Below are 22,271 nucleotides of genomic sequence, written 5' to 3' on the forward strand. Positions count from 1 at the left end.
CTTGCGTGATTAGAACGTCGCTCTCAGCTTCTGCATTAATGCCTGGTATCTAGGATCATCTCTTGATTTGGCCAGAAGTGGACAATACATCACGTACGCATATCGAATTGTGTGTTGGTCAAGTGCCAGATTGGCATAAGTGAAGTATGAATCGAGGTCCCCGAGAGCGTGGTAGATGAAGGCGATGTCATTCAGGTTCGTGGCTCCAAGCCACTTCTTCTCAATTTCTTGAATTACATCTAGGGCTCCTTTTCTGTCACCCGTGTAGCCAGCTATGAAGCCTCTCATCCATGTGGCCCAGCGATGAGTGGGGTCCAACCTTTCTACTTTCGAATGAAACTCCCTCGCCTTTTCGACGTCACCTTTGTAGAGGTAATATTCGGTCATCGCTCTGTATGTGCCAGCGGGGGCGACCAGCACCGTCTTCTCCCAGTGCTGCAGAGCCTTGTTCTCCATCCCAAGGTAGAAGTAGAACTGTCCAAGTCGCTCTGCGTAGCGCGCCAATACCGGATCTAGTCTGTAGCAACTCTCCGCGGCACTGATCCCTTCTTCCTTTTCGCCTCTCGTCAGAAAGACGTTGGACAGGACAAAGTGAGCCTCCGCAAGACTAGGGTTCAATTCGATCGCACGTCTGGCTTCAGTTTCGCACCCTTGAATATCATCCTCTTGGAAGTGTACCCTTGCTAGAGTGGCATGCGCTTCGGCCAGTTCTGGGTCAATTTGTAGGGCCTTTCTAACCGAGATATCTGCCTTGGGCATGTCCTGTTCATATGGCTCGTAGTTGTCGGTAACAAGCTCTGTGTAGGCCCAGGCAATTCCAGCATGAGCTTTGGCAAAGGTAGGATCAAGAGTTATCGCTCTTTCAAGTAATCCCAATGCCTGCCTCAAGGAGGATTCCGTCCTTTCGCGGATGAGCTCTCGTCCTCTCAAATACAGGGTGTAGGCCTCCGTGTTCTCTGTCGGCCTTCTTTCAATAACCCGTTTCTCATCCTCAACAAGTCGGATCTTGAGTTCCCCTGCGACCTTCTCAGCGATTTCAGATTGGATGGCAAAAACATCTTCCAATTGCCTGTCGTAATTCTGGGCCCAAATGTGACCTTCAGTCGCAGTGTCGATGAGCTGGGCAGTAATCCTGACCCTGTTTCCCGCCTTCCTCACGCTCCCTTCTAGCATGGTGCCTACCTCCAACTCCTTTCCAATCTCCTTCACTTTCTTCGTCGTCCCCTTGTATCCCATAACCGAAGTCCTAGCGATGACGGTGAGCTGCCTCACGCCGGATATTGAAGTGATGAGTTCCTCGGTCACGCCATCGGCGAAGTACCCCTCCTCTGGATCGGAGCTCAGGTTGGTGAATGGGAGAATTGCGATACGCTTCTTGTCCAATACAACGCCCATGGATTCCGGCCTCTCCCAAGGGAACACCACCCTGAAAACCTCCAAGGATTCTCCGACGTTTTTCAGTTCTTTCTTGCCGATGCTGAGAAGTTGAAAATCAGATTTGTTCTTTACGTGGTCGTACACATGCTCTGAAATGCAGACTCCTCCCGGCGTAGCAAGAGGTTCTATTCTGGAGGCAATGTTGACCGCGTCCCCGTATACATCGTTCTGACTGTGTATTACGTCCCCTAGGTGGACACCTATTCGGAGAAATATCTTCCTATCCACGGGGCGACTTGAGTTGAGCTCATGCAGAGACTCCTGTACGTCGAAGGCGCACCTGACTGCCTCAAGGGCGCTTTCGAACTCTATGAGGAAAGCGTCGCCGATGGTTTTGACCTCTCTCCCGCCATGCCTCAAGAGCACGGGCCTGACGAGGATACGCTGTTCTTCCAAGAGTTCCATCGCAACTGCTTCATTCTTCTGCGTGAGGGATGTGTAACCAACTATGTCGGTGAACATTATCGCGGCGAGCCTTCGTTCCCCTTCTGACACAGAAAACTCCAGTCGTTTGGCCGTACCACAGGTTAACTCTTTCGTAGAGACCCAGCAACATTGTGGATCACGACGACATGGTATGATGCCCCTCTCCACTCTTGCAGAATTGGGCCTGTTTCATGTGAAAGACGTGCCCCGGCCGGGATTCGAACCCGGGTCGCCGACTCGAAAGGCCAGCATACTCTCGGCCTGCTCGCACGGAGTTGACCGGGCTGTACGCGCAGCGCTCTATACTACCGGGGCTGAATCGCACCCTCTTTGCTTCAGCAATTAGAGCTTTCGCGGATGATTGGCCTCAGGAAGCACCATTCGCCAAGTCCAGCGAAGAACTCAGCCTGTTTCGCGTGGGAAGGAAGCAGGAGGGAACTGAAGTGGAGCATCCCTCCTTTGGGAAGGTAGGAGTTCCTCCCTCGTCTTTCACCCGTCGCCCTCAGCGTCGACGAAACGGCGTCGGGGTCGAGCGACGACTCATAGTATTGGCGTCGGCCGAGGACCCTGACTCTGCTTCCCTCGGTCGGGAAGTCGGTGATGAAGATGCAGCCTTCCTTCGAGGATCTGACGACCATCAAGACGACGTCCCGCTCATCGGGGGTGAGCCCGCACTCTCCCGCAGCCCGCAGATCGGCCCACAGGGGGGAGGATTCCATTCTGGTGGAGAACCTGACTGTGAGCGACCCCCCGGACCTGCCTCCGCTGAAGTAGCGGGCCCTGAGTTGGTCTATTGCCAACCCCTCGCGTTCCATCTTCAGGAGGTCGGGGAGCGCAGGACCGAACGCGTCGCTCGGGTCTTCGCGCGACCAGCAGAGCCCTGCTGGGTCGACGTGGAGGACCGTGTCTCCTTTCCGCGCGACGAACACCCTCGACCCCCCTACGGTGTAGCCCTTGGTCCTGAGGCGGTCGGCGATGAACCGTGTCTGGGACTCGGCGAGCTTAGGCAGGGGCAGGTACCAGGTCTCGCCGAGTTTGATCACCCTCCAGGTGTAACTGGACAACCGCGCTTCATCTCAACGAAACATTATATAGAATATGAAAGGGTGAAAATTCGAGGTCTCAAGGTTGGATGGTCGCCGGGCTGTCTCGCTCGAAGCAATCGACGCACGGATGAAATCGTACCGGGAAAGGGCGGACGGAGCGATGGCGACCGAGCTGGCGCTCTACAAGCATTCGAGGTTCCATGACCCGCTGGTGTACGCCGTGGAAGGGGGGAAGAGAGTCAGGCCCGTGATGCTAATGCTCTCCGCCGAGGCGCTCGGCTGCAAGGACGACTCCGTGCTGGGAGCGGCGGTCGCGGTCGAACTCCTGCACACAGAATCGATCATCCATGACGACATCATCGACGAGGAGCTCGCTAGGAGGGCGAAGATGACGTTCCACGTGAAATATGGCTACAGCGCATCTCTGCTGACTGCAGACTTCGTCTTCTCCATGATCTTGGCCATCGCTGCCAGATACAGGGACAGGCGCGTAGCCGAAGAGCTGAGCAACGCAGCCCTCCGCATGGCCGAAGGGGAGTACTCGGAACTGACGATAGACCCAAAGGTGTACAACCTTACATGGGACGAGTATCTGAAGATCATTTCGGAAAAGACGGCGGCTCTCTTCGAGACGTCAGCGAAGCTTGGAGCACTGGTCGCGGACGGGAATGAAAGGGAGGTCGCAGCGCTCGCTGCCTACGGCAGGAACCTTGGTACGGCCTACCAGCTTCGGGACGACCTGTTGGACTGGAGGTCGCAGGACAAGATTGCCATAGGCCTGCTCAGGAATCATAGTGAGAGCGAAGTCGTGGGCAAGATGACAGCTCTGTCCCAGACCTATGTCGAAGAGGCAAAGCGGCAGCTGATGGTGCTGCCCAGGAGCAGTGCCACCGACTTCCTTGAACTTCTGACTGACTTCACGATACAGAGAAAGTACTGACTGGCGCGAAGGCGGATCTGGGAGCTTACCCTGATTGTCCGAGTATGATGAACGCGATGGCGAATCCGTAGATTGCGATTGCCTCTGCAAGCACCACGAAGATAAGGGCCGTCGTCCTGACCTCGGCCTTCTCGGTGACCGCTGCGATTGCCGCTGAGCCAGAGGTCCCAACGCCGATGCCTGCTCCGAGCGCCGCGAGTCCGAACGCGATTCCCGCAGCGATGAATTTGTTGCCGTTCGACGCTGCTCCGGTGGTCTGTGCCGCCGCGGGTCCAGGCAGGGCGGCGAACGTGATTGCGAGGAATGTCGCGGCCAGAAGCATCACGAAGAACCTGCGCATGAATCGACGAATCAGCGCCCTCGAAGACCCAATATAAAGATTGCAGCGAATTTTCGGCTATGGGCCCAGGGCGGCGACCTAGAGCCTCAGCTTCGAAATGATCTGCTTCGGGTCCATGCCGGCCTCGACTCCTATGGAAATGGCGGCTAGGTTGCTCACCTCGAACTCGAGGAGCTTGATCAACCCCAGCATCGTTCCCGGGCTGAGGCCCTGCCAGACGAAGGCGAGAGAAGCAGTCTCCCTGAGCTTCTTCGCGAAAGACTCCTCGACGAAGTCGATGATTTCCTCCTGGTCCTGCACGTTCGGGATTGAAAAGCGGTATGCAGATTCGACCAACTTCGCGGCCTCGCTGATCGTCTCCGCTGCAGCCATGCTCGAGAGGGTCGAGACACCGACGCGGCGGGTCGGGGTCACGATCAGTTCCTGGATCTCGGAGTCCTTCAACCCCCACACCTTGGAGCGGAGGATTGAAACCACGTTGTAGGCGTCGACATCGATTGCGACTATGTCTCCCACTCCGTTGGTTCCACCTGCCCTGGATGCGTAGAGCCTAGAGTTCAGAGAGAACTCTCTGGAGATCGCGGAGAGGACCGCGTGGTCGATGTAGACGTCGAAGAATCTGACCTCCCCTTTTGAGGAGTAGCCTGCGAGCGCCCTCTCAACGTCGCCGAAGAACTCGGTTCCCGAAAGCATGGTGACCGCTTCGTTCACGTCTCGGGCTGAGAGAACCTTGATGATCAGGTCCCGCCTCCCGACGAGTTCTTCCGCCTTCATGCTCAGGTATTCGATGGTCTCCTCGTAGGACCGGTTGAGGGCCTTGGCCTTCAGCACCAGCTTGAGGTCCCAGGCGATGTTCTTGAGATAGTATTGCTCCAGGATCCCGTAGCGACCAGCGCCTTGGGTGATGGAATGATGGACCGTGGCGAGCCTTTCTCTGAGGGCCAGCTCTATCCTCTTCGCTGAGTACGGCGTGGGGAGCCCTGCTAGGGCCTCGGAGTAGGGCGTACCCTTGAGCCTGTTGACAAGTTCGTCGAGCGACGATGTCTCGGCCAGCTTCTGGATGTTCTCTGAGTCGAGGAGGGTTCCGCGGAGTGCGAAAGCCTTGGTGCCGACATAGGTTTTGCTCGACAAGAAATCGAAACTCCCTGCTTGAACGGGCCGAAGCTGGTCGGCTTATATTGGTTTCAGAGCTTCGGCAGTTTCGTCCGCCGGGTTTCAGGGGTCGAATCGTCAGGACTGCTCCCTAACCTTAATAACCGAACTCGGTCGCGGCTGAAAACACAAAGCGGGTATCATTTGGGCGTCCAGCGTCTCTCCAAGGTCACAATCATTTCCCCGCGGAGCGAGTATGAAGCCGTCGCCAGGGCCCTGGCAGAATTCGAGGATTTCCACCCCCTGGGCGGAGCTGGTGCAAACTTTGACCCCGGAGTCCAGGAACTCACCGTCAGGGCGGTCCGCCTCTTCGCCCAGGCAGACCAGGCCGTGAAGGACCTGGGGCTGCAGTTGATGCCGGGTCAGATTGACATAGTGTTCAGGGGGGTGAAGATTCCGCAGAGTGATTTCGAGGCTGGGACCTGGGAGGAGCTCCTGGGAAAGGCGGAGGCTCAGCTTACCCCGGTGGTGGAAGAGGTTCGCGAGAAGAAGGCGCTGCTCCAGAAGGCGACCAAGGACGAAACGGACGCTGAGAACATGATGGCGACTCTCAAGGCGGTGTCGGGGTTCTCGGCCGACCTCGGAGGCCTCTCCTCCCTCCATCTGCTCAAGGCCGTGGTTTCAATCGTCGGGAACCAGAGGCTCGAGGAATTCAAGAATTCCATACCCGGGGCCCTCTTCCTCTCGCAGCCCGTCTCCGACCAGCAGGCCCTGATTCTGGTCGTGGTACGGAGGACTGACGAGTCCAAGCTCGACAGGGCGATGAAACTCCTCGAGCTCAAGGCGCTTACGATACCCGAGGGCATGCCCCAGAATCCAGCCGCGGCGTTCAGCAAGGCGTCCGAAGAGCATGCCGCGGCGGCAGAGGCGAGGGAGAAGGTGGAGGCGGAAATGAGTGGGATCAAGAAGAGGAACGCCACTGAGCTCCTGGCAATCAGGGAGTTGACCGAGGTCTCGAGGAGGATGCTCGACGAGGCCAGGGTCTCAGGGAGCTTCAAGAGGATGGCGACCATCAGCGGCTACTTCCCGACGAAGAAGGAAGCCAGGCTGAGGCAGGTCTTCGGCCGATGGATCGTCGGCACTGAGAAAGTCGACCAGGCGGATGAAGAGGCGCACGTTCCGACTCTGCTGGAAAACAGAGGGGGACTCGGCATCTTCCAGCCCATAACAAAGGAGCAGGGGATCCCCGGAGGCCATGAAATAGACCCCACTCCCATGGTGTCCTTCGTCTTCCCCATCTTCTTCGGAATGATGTTCGGCGACGTAGGCCACGGCCTCATCCTGACACTCTTCGCTCTGCTAGTGAGGCAACGGGGCACGGGCACCCTGAGGCAGTGGGGGACCATCTTCCTGGTGGCAGGCCTCTCTTCGGTGGTCTTCGGGGCGATCTTCGGGGAGTTCTTCGAGCTGTCGCTCTACAGCTTCGTTCCGATTCCGGCGGTCGTCGAGATAATCCACAGGGTCGGAGGCTCGCCGGACACGTTCAACATCCAAGGAGTCTACCTCGTCATGGAGGTCGGCATACTTATCGGAGTAGCCCATCTCATCACTGCCCTCAGCCTCGACCTTTACCAGGGGGTGAAGGAACAGGACCGCATCGAACTTGTGCTGGAGAAGATACCGGCACTCACAATGTACGTCTCAGGAGTGGCCTACGGACTCGCGTTCATAGGCGCCGGCTTCAGCTTCAACGTCCTCAAGACGTCTGTCCCGGCTCCTCTCATCGGGATTCCCAACAATGTGCTGGGCGGGATCGCCCTTGCGGTGCTCCTCCCCTCCATGATCTTCCTCTTCGTCGGTAGGGCAGGCGCCATCGCCCTGGGGAAGGTCAAGGGCGGGTCCATAGGTGGCGCCCTGGCCAACGGAGGTTTGGAGGTCTTCGAGAGGATCTCCCAGTTCCTGTCTAACACCGTGAGCTACGTCAGGCTCGCAGTCATGCTGTTCGTCCACGCGGGCCTGCTCCTGATCACGAATCAGTACTTCGGCCCCTGGATCAACCCCCTCTATGCGATCCCCTGGGTGATCCTGAACCTCCTGATCCTGACCTTCGAGGCGTTCATCGTGTACGTCCAGGACCTCAGGTTGCATCTCTACGAGTTCTTCACGAAGTTCTTCGAAGGTACAGGAAAGCCCTTCAGGAAGATCCTCCCGGACAGGGCCCGCATCAGAATCAAGTGGCTCTAGAGGGAGGTCAGCCCAGGACGTTCGGGACCGCGCCTGATGCGAAGTTTATCGCCTGCTGCGGGAAGAGCCCGATTCCGATCATCAGCCCGACCAGCACAGCGAAGACGATGACGAACCATTTCGGTTCCTTCACCCGCTCTGTGCTCTCCCCTTCGTCGATGTAAATGCGCTTGATGATCCAGGCGTAGTAGCCGAGGCTGAACGCGCTGTTGAGTATGCCCGCGACCGCGAGCCATCCGAACTGAGGGCTCGAGACGGAAAGGAAGAGGAGCAGTTTACTCCAGAAGCCGTTCAGCGGCGGGACCCCGGCGAGCCCGAGGAGGGCGATGGTCATGGTGAAGGCGGTTATCGGCATCCGCCTGGCGAGCCCGTTGTAGGCCCCGAGGTCGGCCCTCTTGAGCTGCATCAGGACCAGGCCCGCGCAGAGGAACGCGGCCCCCTTCATTATCGCGTGGTTGATGATATGGAAGATGGAGCCCGTCAGGCCGAGCGAAGCGGCCGACGAAGTGGGGTCGGCGGTGAAGGCGACGAACCCGATGAGGATGTAGCCGGCTTGGGCGATGCTCGAGTAGGCGAGGAGCCGGGTCATGCTCTTCTGCGTGAGGGCGGATACGTTGCCTACTGTCATTGTCAGCAGCGCGAGGACCGCGAAGACGTTGGCCATGGTGAAGAGCGGGCTCCTGGTCACGACGTAGAGGGTGGTCACCGCGAGGAGGACCCTGATGGCCGCGATGAACCCTGCCTTCTTGGTCGCCGCCGCGAGGAGCGTGCTGATGGGGGTGGGGGCGCCCTCGTAGGCGTCGGGAATCCACATGTGGAAGGGGACAATCGACATCTTGAAGCCGAAGCCCGCCACGAAGAGCAGGGCCGCGACTCCGCCCAGGGGGGACGCCGGATGCGAGAAGTACCACTGGGCCACGGCGGATATCTGGGTGCTGCCGGTCAGGCCGTAGGAGAGGCTGATCGCGTAGAGGATTATTGCCGATGACATGGCGCCGATGACCGCGTACTTCACTGCTGCCTCGTTAGATTGGGTCCTCTTGTCGAACCCCGCCAGGACGTAGGTGGGGAGGCTCATCAGTTCCCAGGCCACGAAGAGCATCAGGAGGTCCGTGGAGTAGGACAGGAGGAGCATGCCGAGGGCGGTGAAGGACAGGAGACTGTAGTAGACTGGATTGAAGGACGTCCTCTGGAAGTCGAGAGAAGCGACGACCACGGCCAGGGTCACGCCCAGGGTGACCAGGGCGAAGACTCCCCCGAGTTGGTCCGGGGAGAGGAGGGACCCGAACCATGGGACAGGAGTTGGGTTGAGGGTGAAGACTGCGACCAAGAGGATGGCTGCGCCGAGGACGGCCGCAAGGATGTACCCGGAGAGATTCCAGTTCCGACCGTTGTAGAGCTGCAGGAGCGGGAGGAGGAGCGACGAGGCCCCGAGGAGCGCGACCGCGATCGTGATCAGGTCGACCAAGCTATGCGAGCCCCCTGAGGAACTGGGCGACTGGGAGGGCGGGAGTCAGTATTAGGTATGAAGCGACGATGAGCACGACCAGAGGTATGAGGTAGACCGCGAAGGAGGCCAAGTCTCCGAGGTCCATGTCATGGACCTCCGTCCCTTCGGGCAGGGACAGGACAGTCCGCTTGATCATCCATAGGAAGTAGCCAGCGGTTATGACCGGGACGAGGATCGAGACGGCTGTGATCGTGTAGGCGGAGATGCCGGCCGCGATGACCATGAACTCGGCCAGGAAACTTGCGAAGGGGGGAAGCCCCATGGCTGCGCCTGACGCGAGGACGAGTATGGCGGCAGTGCGCGGCATGGTGAGACCGAGGCCCTTGAGGGAAGGGATCTCCCTGGTCCCTGCCTGATGCTGGATGTATCCCGACAGCATGAAGAGGCTCCCGACCGCGAGGGCGTGGGTGAACATCTGGAGGATGGCGCCCTGGATCCCCAGCAGGTTCCCTGATACCAGCGTTGCGTAGGCACCGAACAGGACGAAGCCCATGTGGTTAATGCTCGTGAAGGCGATCATCTTCTTCAGGTCCTTCTGAAGGACTGCGGCCACCGCCCCGTAGAACATCGAGAAGAGGCCGATGGCGAGGAAGGCCCAGGCATACTGGACTGACGCCTTGGGGAAGAGGCCGATGCTTATCCTGAGGAATCCGTAGCCGCCCATCTTCAGGAGCACCCCTGCGAGGAGCACGGAGATGGGGGACGGAGCTTCCACGTGCGCGTCAGGGAGCCAGGTGTGGAAGGGGACCAGGGGAAGCTTCACTGCGAAGCCGATGAAGGAGGCGAGGAGAGGCAGGTACTGCAGGCCGATGGGGATGTGCCCCGCGAGGGACGGTATGTCGAATGAGGGGACGGGCATCATCCCCAGGTAGACGTAGAGGAAGCCCAGGAGCATTATGGTGCTCCCAGCGTAGGTGAATAGGATGAACTTCATCGCCGCGTACTTGCGTCGGGGGCCTCCCCAGACTCCGATGAAGAAGAACATCGGGATGAGGACGACCTCCCAGAAGATGTAGAAGAGTATCAGGTTCAGGGAGGTGAAGACTCCCATGATCGCCCCCTCGAAGAGGAAGATCAGGGCGTAGTACTCGGGCTCGTGCTTGTCGATGAGCTTCCTCGAGCCGAGTATGGCGAGTAGGGTCAGCAGGGCCGAGACAAAGATCAGCGGGGAGCTGAGGCCGTCGGTGCCGAGGAAGTAGTCAAGCCCGAAGGACTTGAAGCTTATCCAGGAGTACTGCTCCTGCAGGAGGTACTGGCCGGGCGCCGGCGGGTTCGCGATGACCTGCCAGGAGATGTAGGTGGCCACGCCGAGGACGACGGCAGCGAGGCCGAGGCAGGCGTAGACCCCCCAGCGCTTGTTCATCCGTGTCAGGAGGTAGACCAGGGGGGAGGCCAGGAGCGGGAGGAAGACCAGCAGAGAGAGGACGAAGCTCACGGCAGCCTACCTCCGAGTGCGAGCAGGAGGAAGGCGACCAGGATTATGATCCCGATGGCGAAGACCTGGGCGTACTGTTCGACTATCCCCGTCTGCATCCTCCGGACGAAGCGCGAAAAGGCCTGACCGAGGGCGGAGAATCCGTTGGCCACTCCGTCTACGACCTTGACGTCGAACCAGTTGCCTGCCGTCGATAGTGACACGCCGAGCACCGACCCGGCCTGGTTGACCCTGAAGAGTCCTCTGAAGTCGAAGGTCTCGCTTAGCCAGCTGGCTGCGGCCATGGGAGCGTCCACGAAGACCTTGTAGTAGATCGCGTTGATGTACCACCTCTTGTAGAGGAAGGAGTAGAGCCCGTGCATGAAGCCCGTGGCGCCGACGAACCTGCTCGCGCTCGTCCTTCGAATGAGGTAAATGGCCGCGGCTGCGAGGAACCCAATCGCTACGAAGAGGCCGACGATGCCGGAGGCGGCCGCGTTGAAACCTGCCTGAGGCGAGGAGAGGACCTGCGAGGGGAAGAACGTCTGGACGTACGAAGTGGCCGCCGAGTCGAGGGTGGCCTCCACGTTGAACGCGGGGACGGCAAGGCCCAGGAGCGCCCCCAGCCCGATCAGCACGGTCGCGCCTGCCAGTATCCCGTAGGGGATCCACATGATTGGGCTTGGCTCATGGACGTGGTGGCCGCTCCCCTCGACCTCTTCTAGCCGCTTGCTCCTCCCCCCGAAGAATACCAACCCCAGCATCCTGAACGAATAGAAGGCGGTGAGACCTGCTGTCAGTGCCCCAACTGCGAAGAGGGCGTACTGCCCCGCTCCCCAGGCTGCTCCCAGGACCGCGTCCTTGCTCCAAAAGCCGCTGAAGGGCGGGATGCCAGAGAGGGACGCGACTGCTATGAGGAACGCCGCGAAGGTGAGCTTCATCCTGTCCCTCATCCCACCCATGTCGCTGATGTACTTCGAGTCTGAGGCGTGGATCAGGGCACCGGCGGCCAGGAACAGGCAGGCCTTGAAGATGGCGTGGCTCATGAGCTGGTAGAGGCCTGCTGCCAGGCCCTGGGCGAAGTCGACGGAGAGGCCCGCGACACCGACAGCGAGCATCATGTAGCCGATCTGAGACATGGTCGAGTAGGCGAGGATCTTTTTCAGCTCGAACCCAACTAGAGCCTGGCTCGCGGCCAGGACGGCGGTGAACGCGCCGATCCATGCCACCGTGAGGAAGAAGGGTTGGACCGAGGCGAGCCCGAGGGTCGGGTTCGCCAGGGCGATGAAGTAGAAGATTGGTGCTATCCTCGCGACCAGCACCACGCCGGCCTTGACCATCGTGGCGGCGTGGATGAGGGCTGACACTGGTGCGGGGCCCGCCATAGCGTCAGGGAGCCATTCGTGCAGGGGGAACTGGGCCGACTTGCCCACTGCACCGCCGAAGATCAGGAGGGCCACCGGAACGAGCAGGCCGGACCTGGACAGGCCTTCGAACCAGGAGTGCGAGTCCGAGGCGAGCTGGTAGTAGTTGAATGTCCCGGCGTAGTAGAAGAGGATCAGGATCCCCGCGAGCATCGCCACGTCGCCGACCCTGGTCATTACGAACGCCTTCATCCCTGCGTGCGACGGGGAGTAGGCCTGGTCTTCGCCCAGGGCCCTGTCTCCGGGGGTGCCGACCCAGTCCTTGGTCTCGTCCTTCCAGTAGTGCCCGATGAGGGCGTAGCTGCATAGGCCGACCATCTCCCAGCCCACGAAAAGGGAGAGGAGGTTGTCGGAAAGGACGATGAGCTGCATGCTCCCGACGAAGAGGCTGACGAAGAAGAAGTAGCGGTTGGAACCCCCGTCTTCCTTCATGTATTCGAGACTGTAGACCATGATCAGGAAGCTCACCCAGGCCACGACGTTGGTCAGTATGGCGGTGTAGGGGTCGGTCAGGACGCCGACGGTGAGGTTCAGTCCTGAAATCCATGGCACGCTCTTCGGAATCACCGAATCGACCACGCTCAGGGCCTGTCCTTCGAGGAGGGGAAGGAGCATGCTCAGGGCGAAGGCCGCAGAGAGGAAGGAGAACGCAACCGAGACCACGTTGGCGGGCCTTCCGGCCTTTCTGAGGGCTACGGTCAGCAGCGCGCCGGCGTAGGGCAGGATGAAGATGAGCCAGACGAAGTAGGACGGGATTACGAAGGTCACGCGTGTATCCCTCCTATGGGCAGGCTGCTGGCGAAGGCGATCAGGAACTTCGAGACCAGGTCAGGGTAGATGCCGATGACTATGGATGCGACCACCAACGCGAGCATGGGTATCGTCATCGTCAGCGGCGCGTCCCTGACCCCTTCGAGGGTCGGCGGGAGCGAGCCGAAGAAGATCCTGCGGACCGGCCAGAATGTGTAGGCGACGGTCAGGAGGGTCGCGATGAGCCCGAGGATTGCGACCAGCAGATAGCTGGAGGAGCCGGCGGCGCCCTGGGAGAAGATGCCCGCGAACATTATCCACTCTGCCTGGAAACCGCTCGTGGGAGGGACGGCAGAGAGTATCAGGGCTCCCAGCACGAAGATGGAAGCTGTGAACGGCATCTTCGCGGCCAGGCCGCCCATCTGTTTGACGTCTCTGAGGCCCGTCTGAGTGAGGAGTATCCCTGCCACGGCGAACATCACGAACTTCCCGAGGATGTGGCTCGCGAAGTAGAAGACTCCCCCTGCTACACCGAGGGCAGACCAGCTGGCGATCCCCAGGATTGAGTAGGCGTTCTGGCTCATGGTCGACCAGGCGAAGATGTACTTGACGTCGGTCTGGGCGACGGTCACGGCGCCCCCGTAGAACATTGTGACGACTGCCCAGACCATCAACGGGAGGCTGAAGGTGTGGAAGGTCGAGGGCATGCCGAAGAGCAGCAGCCGCGCGATGACGTAGCTCCCAATGCCCGAGACGACAGCCATCGTTGGCGCGAAGGAGGTCGGGGGCTCTGCCTCAGTTATCGGAAGCCACATGTGCAGACCGAACACCGCCATCTTGACAAGCCAGCCCACGAGAATCAGCCCGGCGATCCAGAAAGCGATGGAGCTCGACTGGGCCAGGTGGAGGGCGCCTATCTCGAAGCTCCCTGTTGCGACGTAGGCCAGGGCGATGCCGGCGAGGAATACGAAAGCACCGAGCTGGTTCCAGATGATGTAGATTATGCCGACCCTTTCCCTGTCGACGTAGCCGAAGAGGCTGATGATCACGAAGGTCGGTATCAGGACCGTCTCAAGAAAGAGGTAGAGCTCGATGAGGTTTGTCGAGAGGAGTATGCCGTCCAGCCCGGCGGAGACCAGCATGAAGCTGAGGTAGTAGATTCCGTAGCTCCCATGCCTGTCTTCCCCGTAGAGCGAATTGACCCGGGTCGTCATGTAGGGCATTGAATAGACTGCGGTCGCCGCCAGGACGAGGTTCACCACGATCACCAGGGGGAAGCTGAGACTGTCGGCCAGGAAGCCGAAGGTCAGGCCTGCGCTGGGGGCCCAGGTGTAGGACTCGAGGACCTGTGAGATGCTCCCCGTGAAGAGCTGTGAGGCTGCGAGCAGGAGCAGGGAAGCGGTTGTGATAAGGAGGGCGGCAAAGGCGAGCCATCCGACGTTCTTTCCGAGCTTCCCCGCCCCCAGGTAGCAGAGGGCCGCGAATACCATGGGAAGGACTACGGTCTGGAGAAGGAGGTATTGGTACATTGGTGGTTACACCCGAGGGCCGCTGACGATGTCGCGGAAGGATGGTTTTCTCGTTGACATTGTTACCCTTCCATGGATTTCAGCTCGCTCACGTCCACGTCCTTGTGGAGCCTGTAGGCGACGACGACTATGGCGAGGATGACGGCAGCCTCCGCGGCCGCGAGGGCGATGGAGAAGAGCACGAAAGTCTGGCCGACCCCGTTGACCACGGTCGCGCCCGCAGCGGCGAACGGGGCATACTGGCTGAAGGCGATGAAGTTCAGGTTTGCGGCATTGATCATTATCTCCACTGCGAAGAGCAGGCGAAGTGCGTTCCTCTTGGTCACCAGGCCGTAGATTCCGATGCCGAAGAGCATGGCCGATACGAGGACGAAGTCCGTCAGCGAGTTCACTGACTCTTTTCCTCCCTGTCGACCCTGGAAAGGGTCAGGGCGCCGACGACCGAAGCAGCGAGGACGAAGGCGAGGACCTCGAGCACGGGCGCGTAGTTGGTCGAGATGAGCTGGCCTATCTGGAGGAACCCCGCGGTGTTCTGAATGCTGGTCAGCCCCGAGAGGTCGGTGGCTACCAAGGCGAAGGCGAGCGCTATGATGACGGCCAGGCCCGTGAGGACTCCGGCCAGCTTGGTAACGGACTTGGCAGGGACCTCCTTGGCCCACTTCTCTTCCCGCACGAGCATCACGGTGAAGAGTATCAGGACGGCAATTGCTCCGATGTAGACGGCTATCTGGAAGACGGCAACATAGGGCGCGTCCAGCAGGAAGAAGAGGGTGGCTACCCCGAAGAGGCTGCCGGCCAGGCCGATTGCGCCGTAGACGATCTCTTCGGCTTCGAGGGCCACTATGGCGCTTCCGACTGTGACCACCATCATGGCGATGAAGATCAGGTCAGCCATGTCTGGTCGTACCTCTTTCGGTGTCGAACTCCACCCTGTACTTCCTCCCCTCCAGCTTTGGAGGGACGGCGAGCATGTCCGGAGTGTACTTCAGGCCTGCCTTGTCGTAGGCCGCAAGCTCGTATTCGTTCGTCATGTAGAGGGCATCAAACGGGCAGGCGTCCACGCAGAGTGCGCAGAAGACGCACCTCCCGTAGTCGACCGCTGGCCAGATGTCCTTCTTGTTATGGGCCTTCCCCTTCTTCACGTTCTGCATCTCTATGGCTACGGCCACTCCGTCGCAGGCTATGGCGCAGAGCTGGCAGCCGGTGCACTTGTCGAAATAGAGGATGTGCCGGCCCTTGAAGCCGGGAAGGCCCACCCCCTGCTTGGGGTCGTACTTGTACCCCGGCCCCTGGAGGTCCAGCTTCTGCTCCGGGTAGCGAAGGGTCATCCTCGGACGGGTGAGGTGCCTTAAGCCGCTCCAAGTGGCGATCAAGACGCCCTTGATGTACGAGAGGGTCCCCATCTAGGCGATCCCCAGGGAGACAATCAGCAAGGTGAGGAAGATGTTCGCGAAGGCCAGCACCAGGAGGCGGACCCAGCCTCCCCTCAGGAGCAGGTCGATTCTCAACCTGGGCAATATGCTGCGCGGGAGCATCATGACGAGCATGACAACGGTCGTCTTCAGTATGAACCAGACCTCTGGGGGAACGGGAGCTGGACCAAGCCATCCGCCGAGGAAGAAGGTTGTGAAGAGTCCTGCGAGTATGTACATCCGGGAGAAGTTTGCAAGCTGGAATGTCCCGAAGAGCATGCTGCTGTATTCTGTCTGCCACCCTGCGACTATCTCGCTATCGGCCTCCGGGATGTCGAAGGGGATCCGCTCGAGCTCGGCGAGCGCGCCGATGAAGAAAACAAAGGCCCCGAGGGGCTGGAGGACGATGTACCAGAGGCCGTTCTGGTGCGTGACTATCTGCATCAGGTTGAGGGATCCCGAGAGGATTACCGCGCCAAGGAGGGAGAGGACAAGAGGGATCTCGTAGGCGACCAACTGATGCAACGCCCTCACGCCGCCGAGGAAGGGGTACTTGCTGTTGCTTGCCCAGCCGGCCAGCAGGACGATCAGCGGAGAAAAGCCGAGAATTGCGAACACCAGTATCGCACCCACTGAGGGATTTGCGATGTAGGTGGTCGGGGAGAGGGGGACGAGGGCGACGAGGGCCCCTGCGACGGCCATCAGGGCGAACGGGACGGCCACGAAGGTGCCTTTGTCGACGCCGTCGGGGATGATCATCTCCTTGAAGAGCAGCTTGAAGAAGTCGGCGACGTTCTGGAGGATTCCTTCGAACTTCCCGGCGTACATCGGACCCGTCCTGAGCTGGATCTTCGCAGTGAACTTCCTTTCTACCCAGCCCATGAAGATGGTGGAGTAGACGGCCACGAAACTGAAACCGGGAAACACGGTCAGGGCGAACAGAGTCTTGAAGGGCTCGGTGTTGATCAGGTTAAGCTGGATGGCTAGGAAGTCCAGGGGCTTGACGGTCGCCAGGGCGAAGATGTCCGTGGGGAGGCGGAGGGCGGCGAAGACAAGGTAGTAGATGGGGAGGACTATGAACACGGTAAGGAGGAGGACCCAGAAGACTACCCTGATGATTCTCTTGAGGAAGTCCTCGAAGGTTATGATGGGCTTCGACATCTCGACTCGAGACCTTCCAATTGACGGTTCCGTCTACCCGTTATAAACGTGGGGGAATACTGAGTCTTGAGACGAGGCATGAGTTCCTGTCAAAGGACTTCTATGGAGCTCTCGGAGAAGCCATGTTGCATGAGCATCTTCTGGGCGGCCTCCCGGTGGTCTCCCTGAAGGATCATGATCCCGTCCTTGACTGTCCCGCCGGTGGCAAGGGCCCGTTTCATCTTGGAGCTCAGCTCGTGCATATCCTTTTCGCTCATCTTCAACCCTTCGATCACTGTGGTGGGCTTGCCAAAGCGGCGCATCTCCATCCGGATTTTTACACGGGCTTCTTCACGGTCGAGCTCGGCGAGAATATCCTGGAATCCTTCGTCTAGGTCCTTGCTCACGACTTACGTTTGGCTTCGGTTTTGAGGGTCTAATTAGGCTTTGGTCATTTGCTTAAAGCCATCGCCTTCCGAACCGATGAAACCGTGGGCCCGTAGCTCAGCGTCTGGAAAAGGCGGGAAATTCGGTTAGAGCGACCGGCTCATACTCCCGGAGGAGACACCGGTCGGTCGCCAGTTCAAATCCGGCCGGGCCCACACTTCACTGATTCTTCTTTGGGGCGCCCGGTGTCTTCCAGTCGGGAAACGTGCTGAAATGCTCGTGGGCTATCTTCCAGCCTTTCATGGTCCTCGCGAGCACCATGGTCACCCTCGCCCTCGAGCCCACGGGTGAACCCTCGAAGGAGTAGTCGTTGATGAACATCCCCTTGTATGCCAGGTAGAAGGTGGCCACCGCCGCGTCCCCCAGGAGGTCGATCCGCAGGCTGTCGATTTGGTACGAGTAGTCGGAGATGTTGGCGAAGGCGGCCTGCTCGTGAACGAACGCCTCCTCCGAGTTCTGTCTGGTGTAGGGGGCGTTTTCGTCGAACTTCGAGAAGGAATCGTGGGCCGAGTGGAAGCCAGCGAGGGAGCTCAGGTCCTTGTTCTTCCCCGCCTCGAAGAAGCCGAAGATGACCGAGGTTATCTCCTTCTTTTCCCTGTCCGACTGTGATTCAGCCATGTCCCTAGGGCATCCCTCGGGCTTTCAGACTAAGAACGTTTTTCAGCCCATCGCGGAACCGACCGCCTGCGGCGCCGTAGCTCAGAAGCAGGTAGCTGCTGGGCAGCGTGGTAGAGCAGCAGGCTGTTAACCTGTTGGTCGTCGGTTCGAGTCCGACCGGCGCCGCCAGAGTCATTCTTGTGGAACTCTAAAATATCCAAAAGCTGAATCATCTGATCATGAATACCAAGAAGTTGTCTACTGTGGCAGTAGAAGTCGGAAGCGCCGCTCTTTCGATTTATGGCTTCGCGAGCGCATTGTACTGGTATTGGATTTTTCTTCAATCAGCGCCCAATCAGACCATAAGCTCCAATGCTCTTGTGCTTCAGGGCGTCCCTCTTTCCCACATCATCGAGAGCCTTTTGACAATAGCCCTAGGCGGCTTCGTTCACACTTTACACAGGCTTTGGCCAGAGATTCTCGACCTTTTCGAGCGCGTTGGGCAGGGAGTCGAGTCTGAGGCGAGACACGTGTGAGCTGTTGGAATCTGCTCTTTGAACCCACCAGGCCAGCTCTATTCGAAGTATCTTGACTGGTCCATTTGGCTTTGTCTGAATCTGGTTTCTTCGTTTGTTGCGAGCATATTCGGAGCCCCTTCGGCAAGAAAGACCATAAATAGTTGCTAGCGCAGAATCGAGGCGGCAAGACTTGAAGATAGACCTATTCTGGACAGTCGCCATAATCCTAGTGGTCCTGTGGCTATTCGGGTTCATCGGCGGGGTCGGCGGGGAGTTAATCCATCTATTGCTGATCGTCGCCGTCATCGTGGTAGCCTACAGACTCTTCACTGGGAGAAACGTGGTCACGGGCAAATGACTGCGCTCGAACGTGGGGTAATCAGTTAGGTCAGTTTCATCTTGTGACCGCAAAGATGACACTTCCTCGAACCCTCTTCTTCGGGGAAGATATTCGCCAGGTCGCATTTGCACGTACATGGGACTAGGTCTAGAGTTGACCAATCACAACTCTTGCACAAACTGAGACAACTTTTCGTGTCGCTGTGATTTATCTCTATCCGGTGTCAGAACGAAAGATTGAAGCTCTTGAAGCAACGCTCTTCACTTGGATTGGAACGACCCTGCGACGATTGATCATGGCCCGGAACCACTTTCCAGACCTGTTTAGGGGGGTGTTCCACTGGACCCACGAATTCGAATTGCATGCTAGGTTTCAGTAAGGGAGTGCGACCAGACTTGCGCTCTGAGCTCGGAATGCGACGCTGTCGGCGAAATCAGTTCGCATTACTCCCGACTTTTTCCGTTGGATGTCCCGGCGACAGCACGCCGTTTCCATTCGAGTCCCAAGCCAGGTGCAAATCTGCAGCGAGTCCGAGCGGCGCCGTCGAGAATAACCTCAGACTGAACTTTGTTTGCCTAGATTAGCTAGATTCGCCCCTGTTTTCACGGCTGTTGCCGCTAGGTTCGAATCACACCGACCTCACCGCATGCAAAGCACACGTGCTACTATTCCCGCATTGCATACATCGCATCTCACTCAAAGCTTCCGTGCGGTAGCAGGGATTTCAACCTGGGTTTGTTCCGTAGGGGCGCCTACCTGAATTGACAAGCCCCGGCCAGGACGCCACGTTGCGGAAGTAGTTTGGGTCTGAACTCGGCACGACAAATCGGTCGAGCTTTCCCTGCTCCCCCACAGAAAGCAGATCCGAGCCTCTTTCCTCGAAGGAGGAGGTGGGTGGATCGAACCTTCCTGCCCTCGCTGCTGATTCACTTGGTGCGGGCGGGCTTGTGTACGTAGGCTTCCACGATATCGCGGACGTCTCTCTTCTCCTTGAATGACTGTCTCCATAGCTCGTCCCGTCTCCCGGGGGCCATCTTGTTCCAGTACCTTGCGATGTCATCTGCCACTTCCAAGACGTAGAACTCGCCCTGCTTGAACGGTCGTTCCCGGCCCTGCCCTACAACAGGCTGAGAGCCGTTGTCCTTCACTCTGATTGAGGCCATAGGAATCCCCCCGAAACCCCGGCGTAAAAAGGACAGGGTCGTGACTGGGTGGAGGGAAGATTACCAGAAGGGCGTGAAGCTGACCATGGTTGAGCTCGAATTGCTGAACGTCACCCTGTATGTGGACGCATTTGGCTGCCCCTGGACTCCTGGGAATGATTCACCCCACCTCCAGAGCACCTTCCAGTAGGACTGGTCACCCTGGAGAGATTCTGAGTGGTCGATGCAGCTCCATGTCCCCTGCCAGAATATCGACGGACACGAGAATGAGACAGACCAAGGACCGCTTAGGTCTCCAAGCTTTGAAACCCCGAATTGGAAGAAGAAGGCGCCGCCCGGGGAAGGATTGTCCGGAGGACCGAGCCAGCCTGCATTGAAGGCAACGTTCGCGCGCGCCGACGCTTCGAAAGCTCCAAGCTGGTTCGTCTGACCGCCGGTGCTGTACTCCCAGAGGACCGTGTGATTCTCCCAACTCAGCGTCAGCTGGAGTTGATCCCCGGGATTCACGACGGTGAAGTGTCGAGAGGCGAAGAACATCAGGAGCCGCCAGGAGTGACCTCCGCAGGCGGCGTTCGCATCGCAGACCTTCCAGGCAGTGGCGTCGAGCATCTGACTTCCGTTCCCGTACAGGATTGCGTCGAAACGGTAGCCGTAGTCAATCCCGTCGGTGCAGCAGTCGGCAGAGTGGACCCCGATGCCTCCGGCGAGGAAACCTCCCGCCGGGGCGGAGGAAAGGTCGTGACTGGGGAAGGTCACGTTGACCCTCACGCCAGTGGGCCGGACCATCGGGCTTGACATGAATCCTCCCGCCGAGTCTGGAATGCCATAGTAGTAGCTAGTAGGTGCTCCTGAGTTCGAAGTCGAAATAACCTGTCCTACAACCGCGTCGGGCCAGACCACCAGGGAAACTAGGATCACGAAGACGAGCATCCCTGCAAATGGGAGGGGCGACCGCCTGAAGCGCGTAGTGGCCCGGGTCGGGCGCAAGAGGATGAAAGCCCCCGCTGTTGCTCCCGCCAGAGTTGCGAGGATAGTCAGACCGACCGTGGGGAAAATCTCCGAATAATACTGCTTGGCCATGCCCAGGCTGACCAGGACAAGCGCTGCCTGGGCTGCAAGCGGCAGGAGCCATGTCGCGGGCCGCGTTCTGTCCGCGAATAGGAGGACAGCCGAGAATGCGAGGAACGCCAGGAGGGCGGGAAGTGCGGCTCCGTCGGCGGGCGCTAGAATCGTCGCTCCTGCGATGGTGAAGACCATGGGGATGTATGCGACGGCGTAGAAGGCGCTCCCGCCCGCAAGCAGCCTCTCCCAATCGCCTCTGTCTGAAGTACTGCCTCTGCGGTGGCCGAGGTATGCGGTCGCGATCCCTATGGCGAGGAAGAACGAACCCATCCTTGCAGGCTCGAGGCCGTCGACCCCAGTGCTGTAGCATAGGATTGGGTCGCAGACGGTGAAGAACAGAGTCATGAGGGTCAGGACGGAGATGAGGTATGCCAACCAGGCGTGCACCAGGCTCCTGCTTCCGTAGCCGATGACTACCCCGGCGAAGGCGAGATAGTAGATATCGAAGTAATACCGCTGGCCCGAGAAGAGGAAGAAGAGGTTGCTATGGAAAAGATAGAGGTTCTGGGCGAGTCTTTCGAAGGCATACGGCGGAACCACAGTCAGTACCAGCGCGAGGGGCCACCAGAGTATCCGGAACGTCGCCATCGGAATCCTAGGTCACCACCCTGATGGTCCAGAAGTCACTAGAAAGATACTCGCTCAGGAGGTACTCGTAGGGCATGGTGAAGTATCCAGCTCTGCCGAACCTCGGCCCCCAGGAGTTCCTCACCCAGAACCTCCGCTTGGGCTCTTCGTAGCCCACGGCCAGGACGGCGTGATGTCCGATGATCCTCTCTCCCTGAGAAGGCATCTCCAGCCGCCCGGTCCTCTTCACGATGTCTTGGAACCTCTGATGGGCCAGAAAGCCGAAGACGAAGGGATAGCCAGAAGCGATGCAGCTACGAAAGTCCTCGATGCTCCGGCGTATTCTCTGATACGCCACGAGCCTGTACTTGAGCGCGTCATCGTAGCACTCCCTGGGGGGTCTAGTCCTGAATCTCTTCTCCACGTAGGGCCAGAGGCTTTCAGGGCAGTCCCCCAGCTTCGCGACCGACTTGAGCGTGTCCCGTATGGAGATGCCGACATTGGACCTTACGGTCCCTTCAGCTGCCCGGACGTTGTAGTAGAGGAACAGGCGGGAGGGGAATATCACCCTTCTTTTCTTCTCCTTGATCAGGTCGAATTCGACGGCAGCCGCAACTGCGTTCGCCGAGCAGCTGTTCAGTTCCTTCTGGTGGTAGACAGGAGGGCATTTGCTCCTCAGGTCTCTGGTATTGGGAAGTAGGCGGAACAGGTCAGGAGGAGGCAGGTAAGCGCGGTCCCTGTCGTCGGGGAGGTCCTTCTTCCAGCCGAAGCCGTGGGTCGTAGACGTGGTCGGGTGCAACAGAATCCCCCGGG

General features: G+C 59.1%; 21 protein-coding genes and 3 tRNA genes. 6 read left to right on the forward strand and 18 right to left on the reverse strand.

Features of this window, described 5'->3' with window-relative positions:
- Positions 1 to 9: 9 nt before the first annotated feature.
- From OK438_06595 to OK438_06605, 3 genes are all read right to left on the reverse strand, one after another.
- A complete protein-coding gene (locus OK438_06595) occupies positions 10 to 1,932 on the reverse strand; it encodes an adenylate/guanylate cyclase domain-containing protein (GenBank protein ID MDA4125098.1) in 1,923 nt (640 codons plus the stop codon).
- 134 nt (positions 1,933 to 2,066) lie between these two features.
- Positions 2,067 to 2,178: transfer RNA gene (locus tag OK438_06600), tRNA-Glu, on the reverse strand.
- A gap of 20 nt (positions 2,179 to 2,198) precedes the next feature.
- A complete protein-coding gene (locus OK438_06605) occupies positions 2,199 to 2,927 on the reverse strand; it encodes a hypothetical protein (protein MDA4125099.1) in 729 nt (242 codons plus the stop codon).
- A gap of 64 nt (positions 2,928 to 2,991) precedes the next feature.
- Here OK438_06605 and OK438_06610 point away from each other — a divergent pair, with 64 nt between their 5' ends.
- Positions 2,992 to 3,849 carry a polyprenyl synthetase family protein gene (locus tag OK438_06610; GenBank protein ID MDA4125100.1) on the forward strand — a complete coding sequence of 286 codons (858 nt, stop codon included), beginning with the start codon at positions 2,992 to 2,994 and terminating at the stop codon, positions 3,847 to 3,849.
- Positions 3,850 to 3,874: 25 nt separating this feature from the next.
- Here OK438_06610 and OK438_06615 read toward each other — a convergent pair whose 3' ends face one another.
- Positions 3,875 to 4,189 carry an ATP synthase subunit C gene (locus tag OK438_06615; protein MDA4125101.1) on the reverse strand — a complete coding sequence of 105 codons (315 nt, stop codon included), beginning with the start codon at positions 4,187 to 4,189 and terminating at the stop codon, positions 3,875 to 3,877.
- Positions 4,190 to 4,267: 78 nt separating this feature from the next.
- Positions 4,268 to 5,320 (reverse strand): V-type ATPase subunit, encoded by a 1,053-nt coding sequence (locus OK438_06620; GenBank protein MDA4125102.1) that lies wholly within the window; start codon positions 5,318 to 5,320, stop codon positions 4,268 to 4,270.
- Positions 5,321 to 5,485: 165 nt separating this feature from the next.
- Here OK438_06620 and OK438_06625 point away from each other — a divergent pair, with 165 nt between their 5' ends.
- Positions 5,486 to 7,525 carry a hypothetical protein gene (locus OK438_06625; GenBank protein MDA4125103.1) on the forward strand — a complete coding sequence of 680 codons (2,040 nt, stop codon included), beginning with the start codon at positions 5,486 to 5,488 and terminating at the stop codon, positions 7,523 to 7,525.
- 7 nt (positions 7,526 to 7,532) lie between these two features.
- On the opposite strand, the gene OK438_06630 is transcribed toward OK438_06625, so the two are convergent.
- From OK438_06630 to OK438_06670, 9 genes are all read right to left on the reverse strand, one after another.
- Positions 7,533 to 8,993, reverse strand: a complete 1,461-nt coding sequence (locus tag OK438_06630; GenBank protein MDA4125104.1) for an NADH-quinone oxidoreductase subunit N — start codon at positions 8,991 to 8,993, stop codon at positions 7,533 to 7,535.
- 1 nt (position 8,994) lies between these two features.
- Positions 8,995 to 10,470, reverse strand: coding sequence for an NADH-quinone oxidoreductase subunit M (locus tag OK438_06635; protein MDA4125105.1), 1,476 nt, complete (start codon positions 10,468 to 10,470; stop codon positions 8,995 to 8,997).
- On the reverse strand, positions 10,467 to 12,641 hold the full coding sequence (locus OK438_06640; protein ID MDA4125106.1) for an NADH-quinone oxidoreductase subunit L: 2,175 nt from the start codon (positions 12,639 to 12,641) through the stop codon (positions 10,467 to 10,469). Before OK438_06640 ends, OK438_06635 begins: the two co-directional genes overlap by 4 nt.
- Positions 12,638 to 14,152, reverse strand: a complete 1,515-nt coding sequence (locus tag OK438_06645; protein MDA4125107.1) for a proton-conducting transporter membrane subunit — start codon at positions 14,150 to 14,152, stop codon at positions 12,638 to 12,640. Before OK438_06645 ends, OK438_06640 begins: the two co-directional genes overlap by 4 nt.
- Positions 14,153 to 14,214: 62 nt before the next feature.
- Entirely contained in the window at positions 14,215 to 14,544 is a 330-nt protein-coding gene (gene nuoK, locus OK438_06650) for an NADH-quinone oxidoreductase subunit NuoK (GenBank protein MDA4125108.1), read from the reverse strand.
- Entirely contained in the window at positions 14,541 to 15,047 is a 507-nt protein-coding gene (locus tag OK438_06655) for an NADH-quinone oxidoreductase subunit J (protein MDA4125109.1), read from the reverse strand. Before OK438_06655 ends, nuoK begins: the two co-directional genes overlap by 4 nt.
- On the reverse strand, positions 15,040 to 15,555 hold the full coding sequence (locus OK438_06660) for an NADH-quinone oxidoreductase subunit I (GenBank protein MDA4125110.1): 516 nt from the start codon (positions 15,553 to 15,555) through the stop codon (positions 15,040 to 15,042). The genes OK438_06655 and OK438_06660 overlap by 8 nt, the downstream gene beginning before the upstream one ends.
- On the reverse strand, positions 15,556 to 16,725 hold the full coding sequence (gene nuoH / locus OK438_06665) for an NADH-quinone oxidoreductase subunit NuoH (protein ID MDA4125111.1): 1,170 nt from the start codon (positions 16,723 to 16,725) through the stop codon (positions 15,556 to 15,558). It abuts the gene before it with no gap.
- Positions 16,726 to 16,814: 89 nt separating this feature from the next.
- Positions 16,815 to 17,111 (reverse strand): stress response translation initiation inhibitor YciH, encoded by a 297-nt coding sequence (locus OK438_06670; GenBank protein ID MDA4125112.1) that lies wholly within the window; start codon positions 17,109 to 17,111, stop codon positions 16,815 to 16,817.
- Between the two features lie 86 nt (positions 17,112 to 17,197).
- On the opposite strand from OK438_06670, the gene OK438_06675 reads away from it, so the two are divergent.
- Positions 17,198 to 17,306: transfer RNA gene (locus OK438_06675), tRNA-Ile, on the forward strand.
- A 4-nt stretch (positions 17,307 to 17,310) separates the two neighbouring features.
- Here OK438_06675 and OK438_06680 read toward each other — a convergent pair.
- Entirely contained in the window at positions 17,311 to 17,769 is a 459-nt protein-coding gene (locus OK438_06680) for a nuclear transport factor 2 family protein (protein ID MDA4125113.1), read from the reverse strand.
- 70 nt (positions 17,770 to 17,839) lie between these two features.
- Between OK438_06680 and OK438_06685 the strand changes: the two genes are divergently transcribed.
- The 3 genes from OK438_06685 (at position 17,840) to OK438_06695 (ending at position 18,624) form a co-directional block, all read left to right on the forward strand.
- Positions 17,840 to 17,937: transfer RNA gene (locus OK438_06685), tRNA-Asn, on the forward strand.
- A 50-nt stretch (positions 17,938 to 17,987) separates the two neighbouring features.
- Positions 17,988 to 18,284 carry a hypothetical protein gene (locus OK438_06690; protein MDA4125114.1) on the forward strand — a complete coding sequence of 99 codons (297 nt, stop codon included), beginning with the start codon at positions 17,988 to 17,990 and terminating at the stop codon, positions 18,282 to 18,284.
- Positions 18,285 to 18,456: 172 nt separating this feature from the next.
- Positions 18,457 to 18,624: a lmo0937 family membrane protein gene (locus OK438_06695; GenBank protein MDA4125115.1), complete on the forward strand. Its 168-nt coding sequence runs from the start codon at positions 18,457 to 18,459 to the stop codon at positions 18,622 to 18,624.
- Positions 18,625 to 19,532: 908 nt separating this feature from the next.
- Here the strand turns inward: OK438_06695 and OK438_06700 are convergent.
- Genes OK438_06700 through OK438_06710 form a run of 3 tightly spaced genes read right to left on the reverse strand, consistent with a single transcriptional unit; the run spans position 19,533 to position 22,257 of the window.
- The gene (locus OK438_06700) at positions 19,533 to 19,769 is read right to left on the reverse strand and encodes a hypothetical protein (GenBank protein ID MDA4125116.1); all 237 of its coding nucleotides are present in this window, start codon (positions 19,767 to 19,769) and stop codon (positions 19,533 to 19,535) included.
- A 60-nt stretch (positions 19,770 to 19,829) separates the two neighbouring features.
- Positions 19,830 to 21,479 (reverse strand): hypothetical protein, encoded by a 1,650-nt coding sequence (locus tag OK438_06705; GenBank protein MDA4125117.1) that lies wholly within the window; start codon positions 21,477 to 21,479, stop codon positions 19,830 to 19,832.
- 7 nt (positions 21,480 to 21,486) lie between these two features.
- The gene (locus tag OK438_06710) at positions 21,487 to 22,257 is read right to left on the reverse strand and encodes a C1 family peptidase (protein MDA4125118.1); all 771 of its coding nucleotides are present in this window, start codon (positions 22,255 to 22,257) and stop codon (positions 21,487 to 21,489) included.
- Between the last annotated feature and the right edge of the window lie 14 nt (positions 22,258 to 22,271).

This window comes from Nitrososphaerota archaeon (genome assembly GCA_027887005.1).
Taxonomy (GTDB): Archaea; Thermoproteota; Nitrososphaeria; order Nitrososphaerales; family Gagatemarchaeaceae; genus UBA183.

Bases quoted from the DNA above. Each gene is read 5' to 3' on its own strand.
- OK438_06680 (MDA4125113.1), bottom strand. From the start codon at position 17,769: ATGGCTGAATCACAGTCGGACAGGGAAAAGAAGGAGATAACCTCGGTC.
- nuoH (MDA4125111.1), bottom strand. From the start codon at position 16,725: ATGTCGAAGCCCATCATAACCTTCGAGGACTTCCTCAAGAGAATCATC.
- OK438_06645 (MDA4125107.1), bottom strand. From the start codon at position 14,152: ATGTACCAATACCTCCTTCTCCAGACCGTAGTCCTTCCCATGGTATTC.
- OK438_06700 (MDA4125116.1), bottom strand. From the start codon at position 19,769: ATGGCCTCAATCAGAGTGAAGGACAACGGCTCTCAGCCTGTTGTAGGG.
- OK438_06660 (MDA4125110.1), bottom strand. From the start codon at position 15,555: ATGGGGACCCTCTCGTACATCAAGGGCGTCTTGATCGCCACTTGGAGC.
- OK438_06690 (MDA4125114.1), top strand. From the start codon at position 17,988: ATGAATACCAAGAAGTTGTCTACTGTGGCAGTAGAAGTCGGAAGCGCC.
- OK438_06705 (MDA4125117.1), bottom strand. From the start codon at position 21,479: ATGGCGACGTTCCGGATACTCTGGTGGCCCCTCGCGCTGGTACTGACT.
- OK438_06655 (MDA4125109.1), bottom strand. From the start codon at position 15,047: ATGGCTGACCTGATCTTCATCGCCATGATGGTGGTCACAGTCGGAAGC.
- OK438_06615 (MDA4125101.1), bottom strand. From the start codon at position 4,189: ATGCGCAGGTTCTTCGTGATGCTTCTGGCCGCGACATTCCTCGCAATC.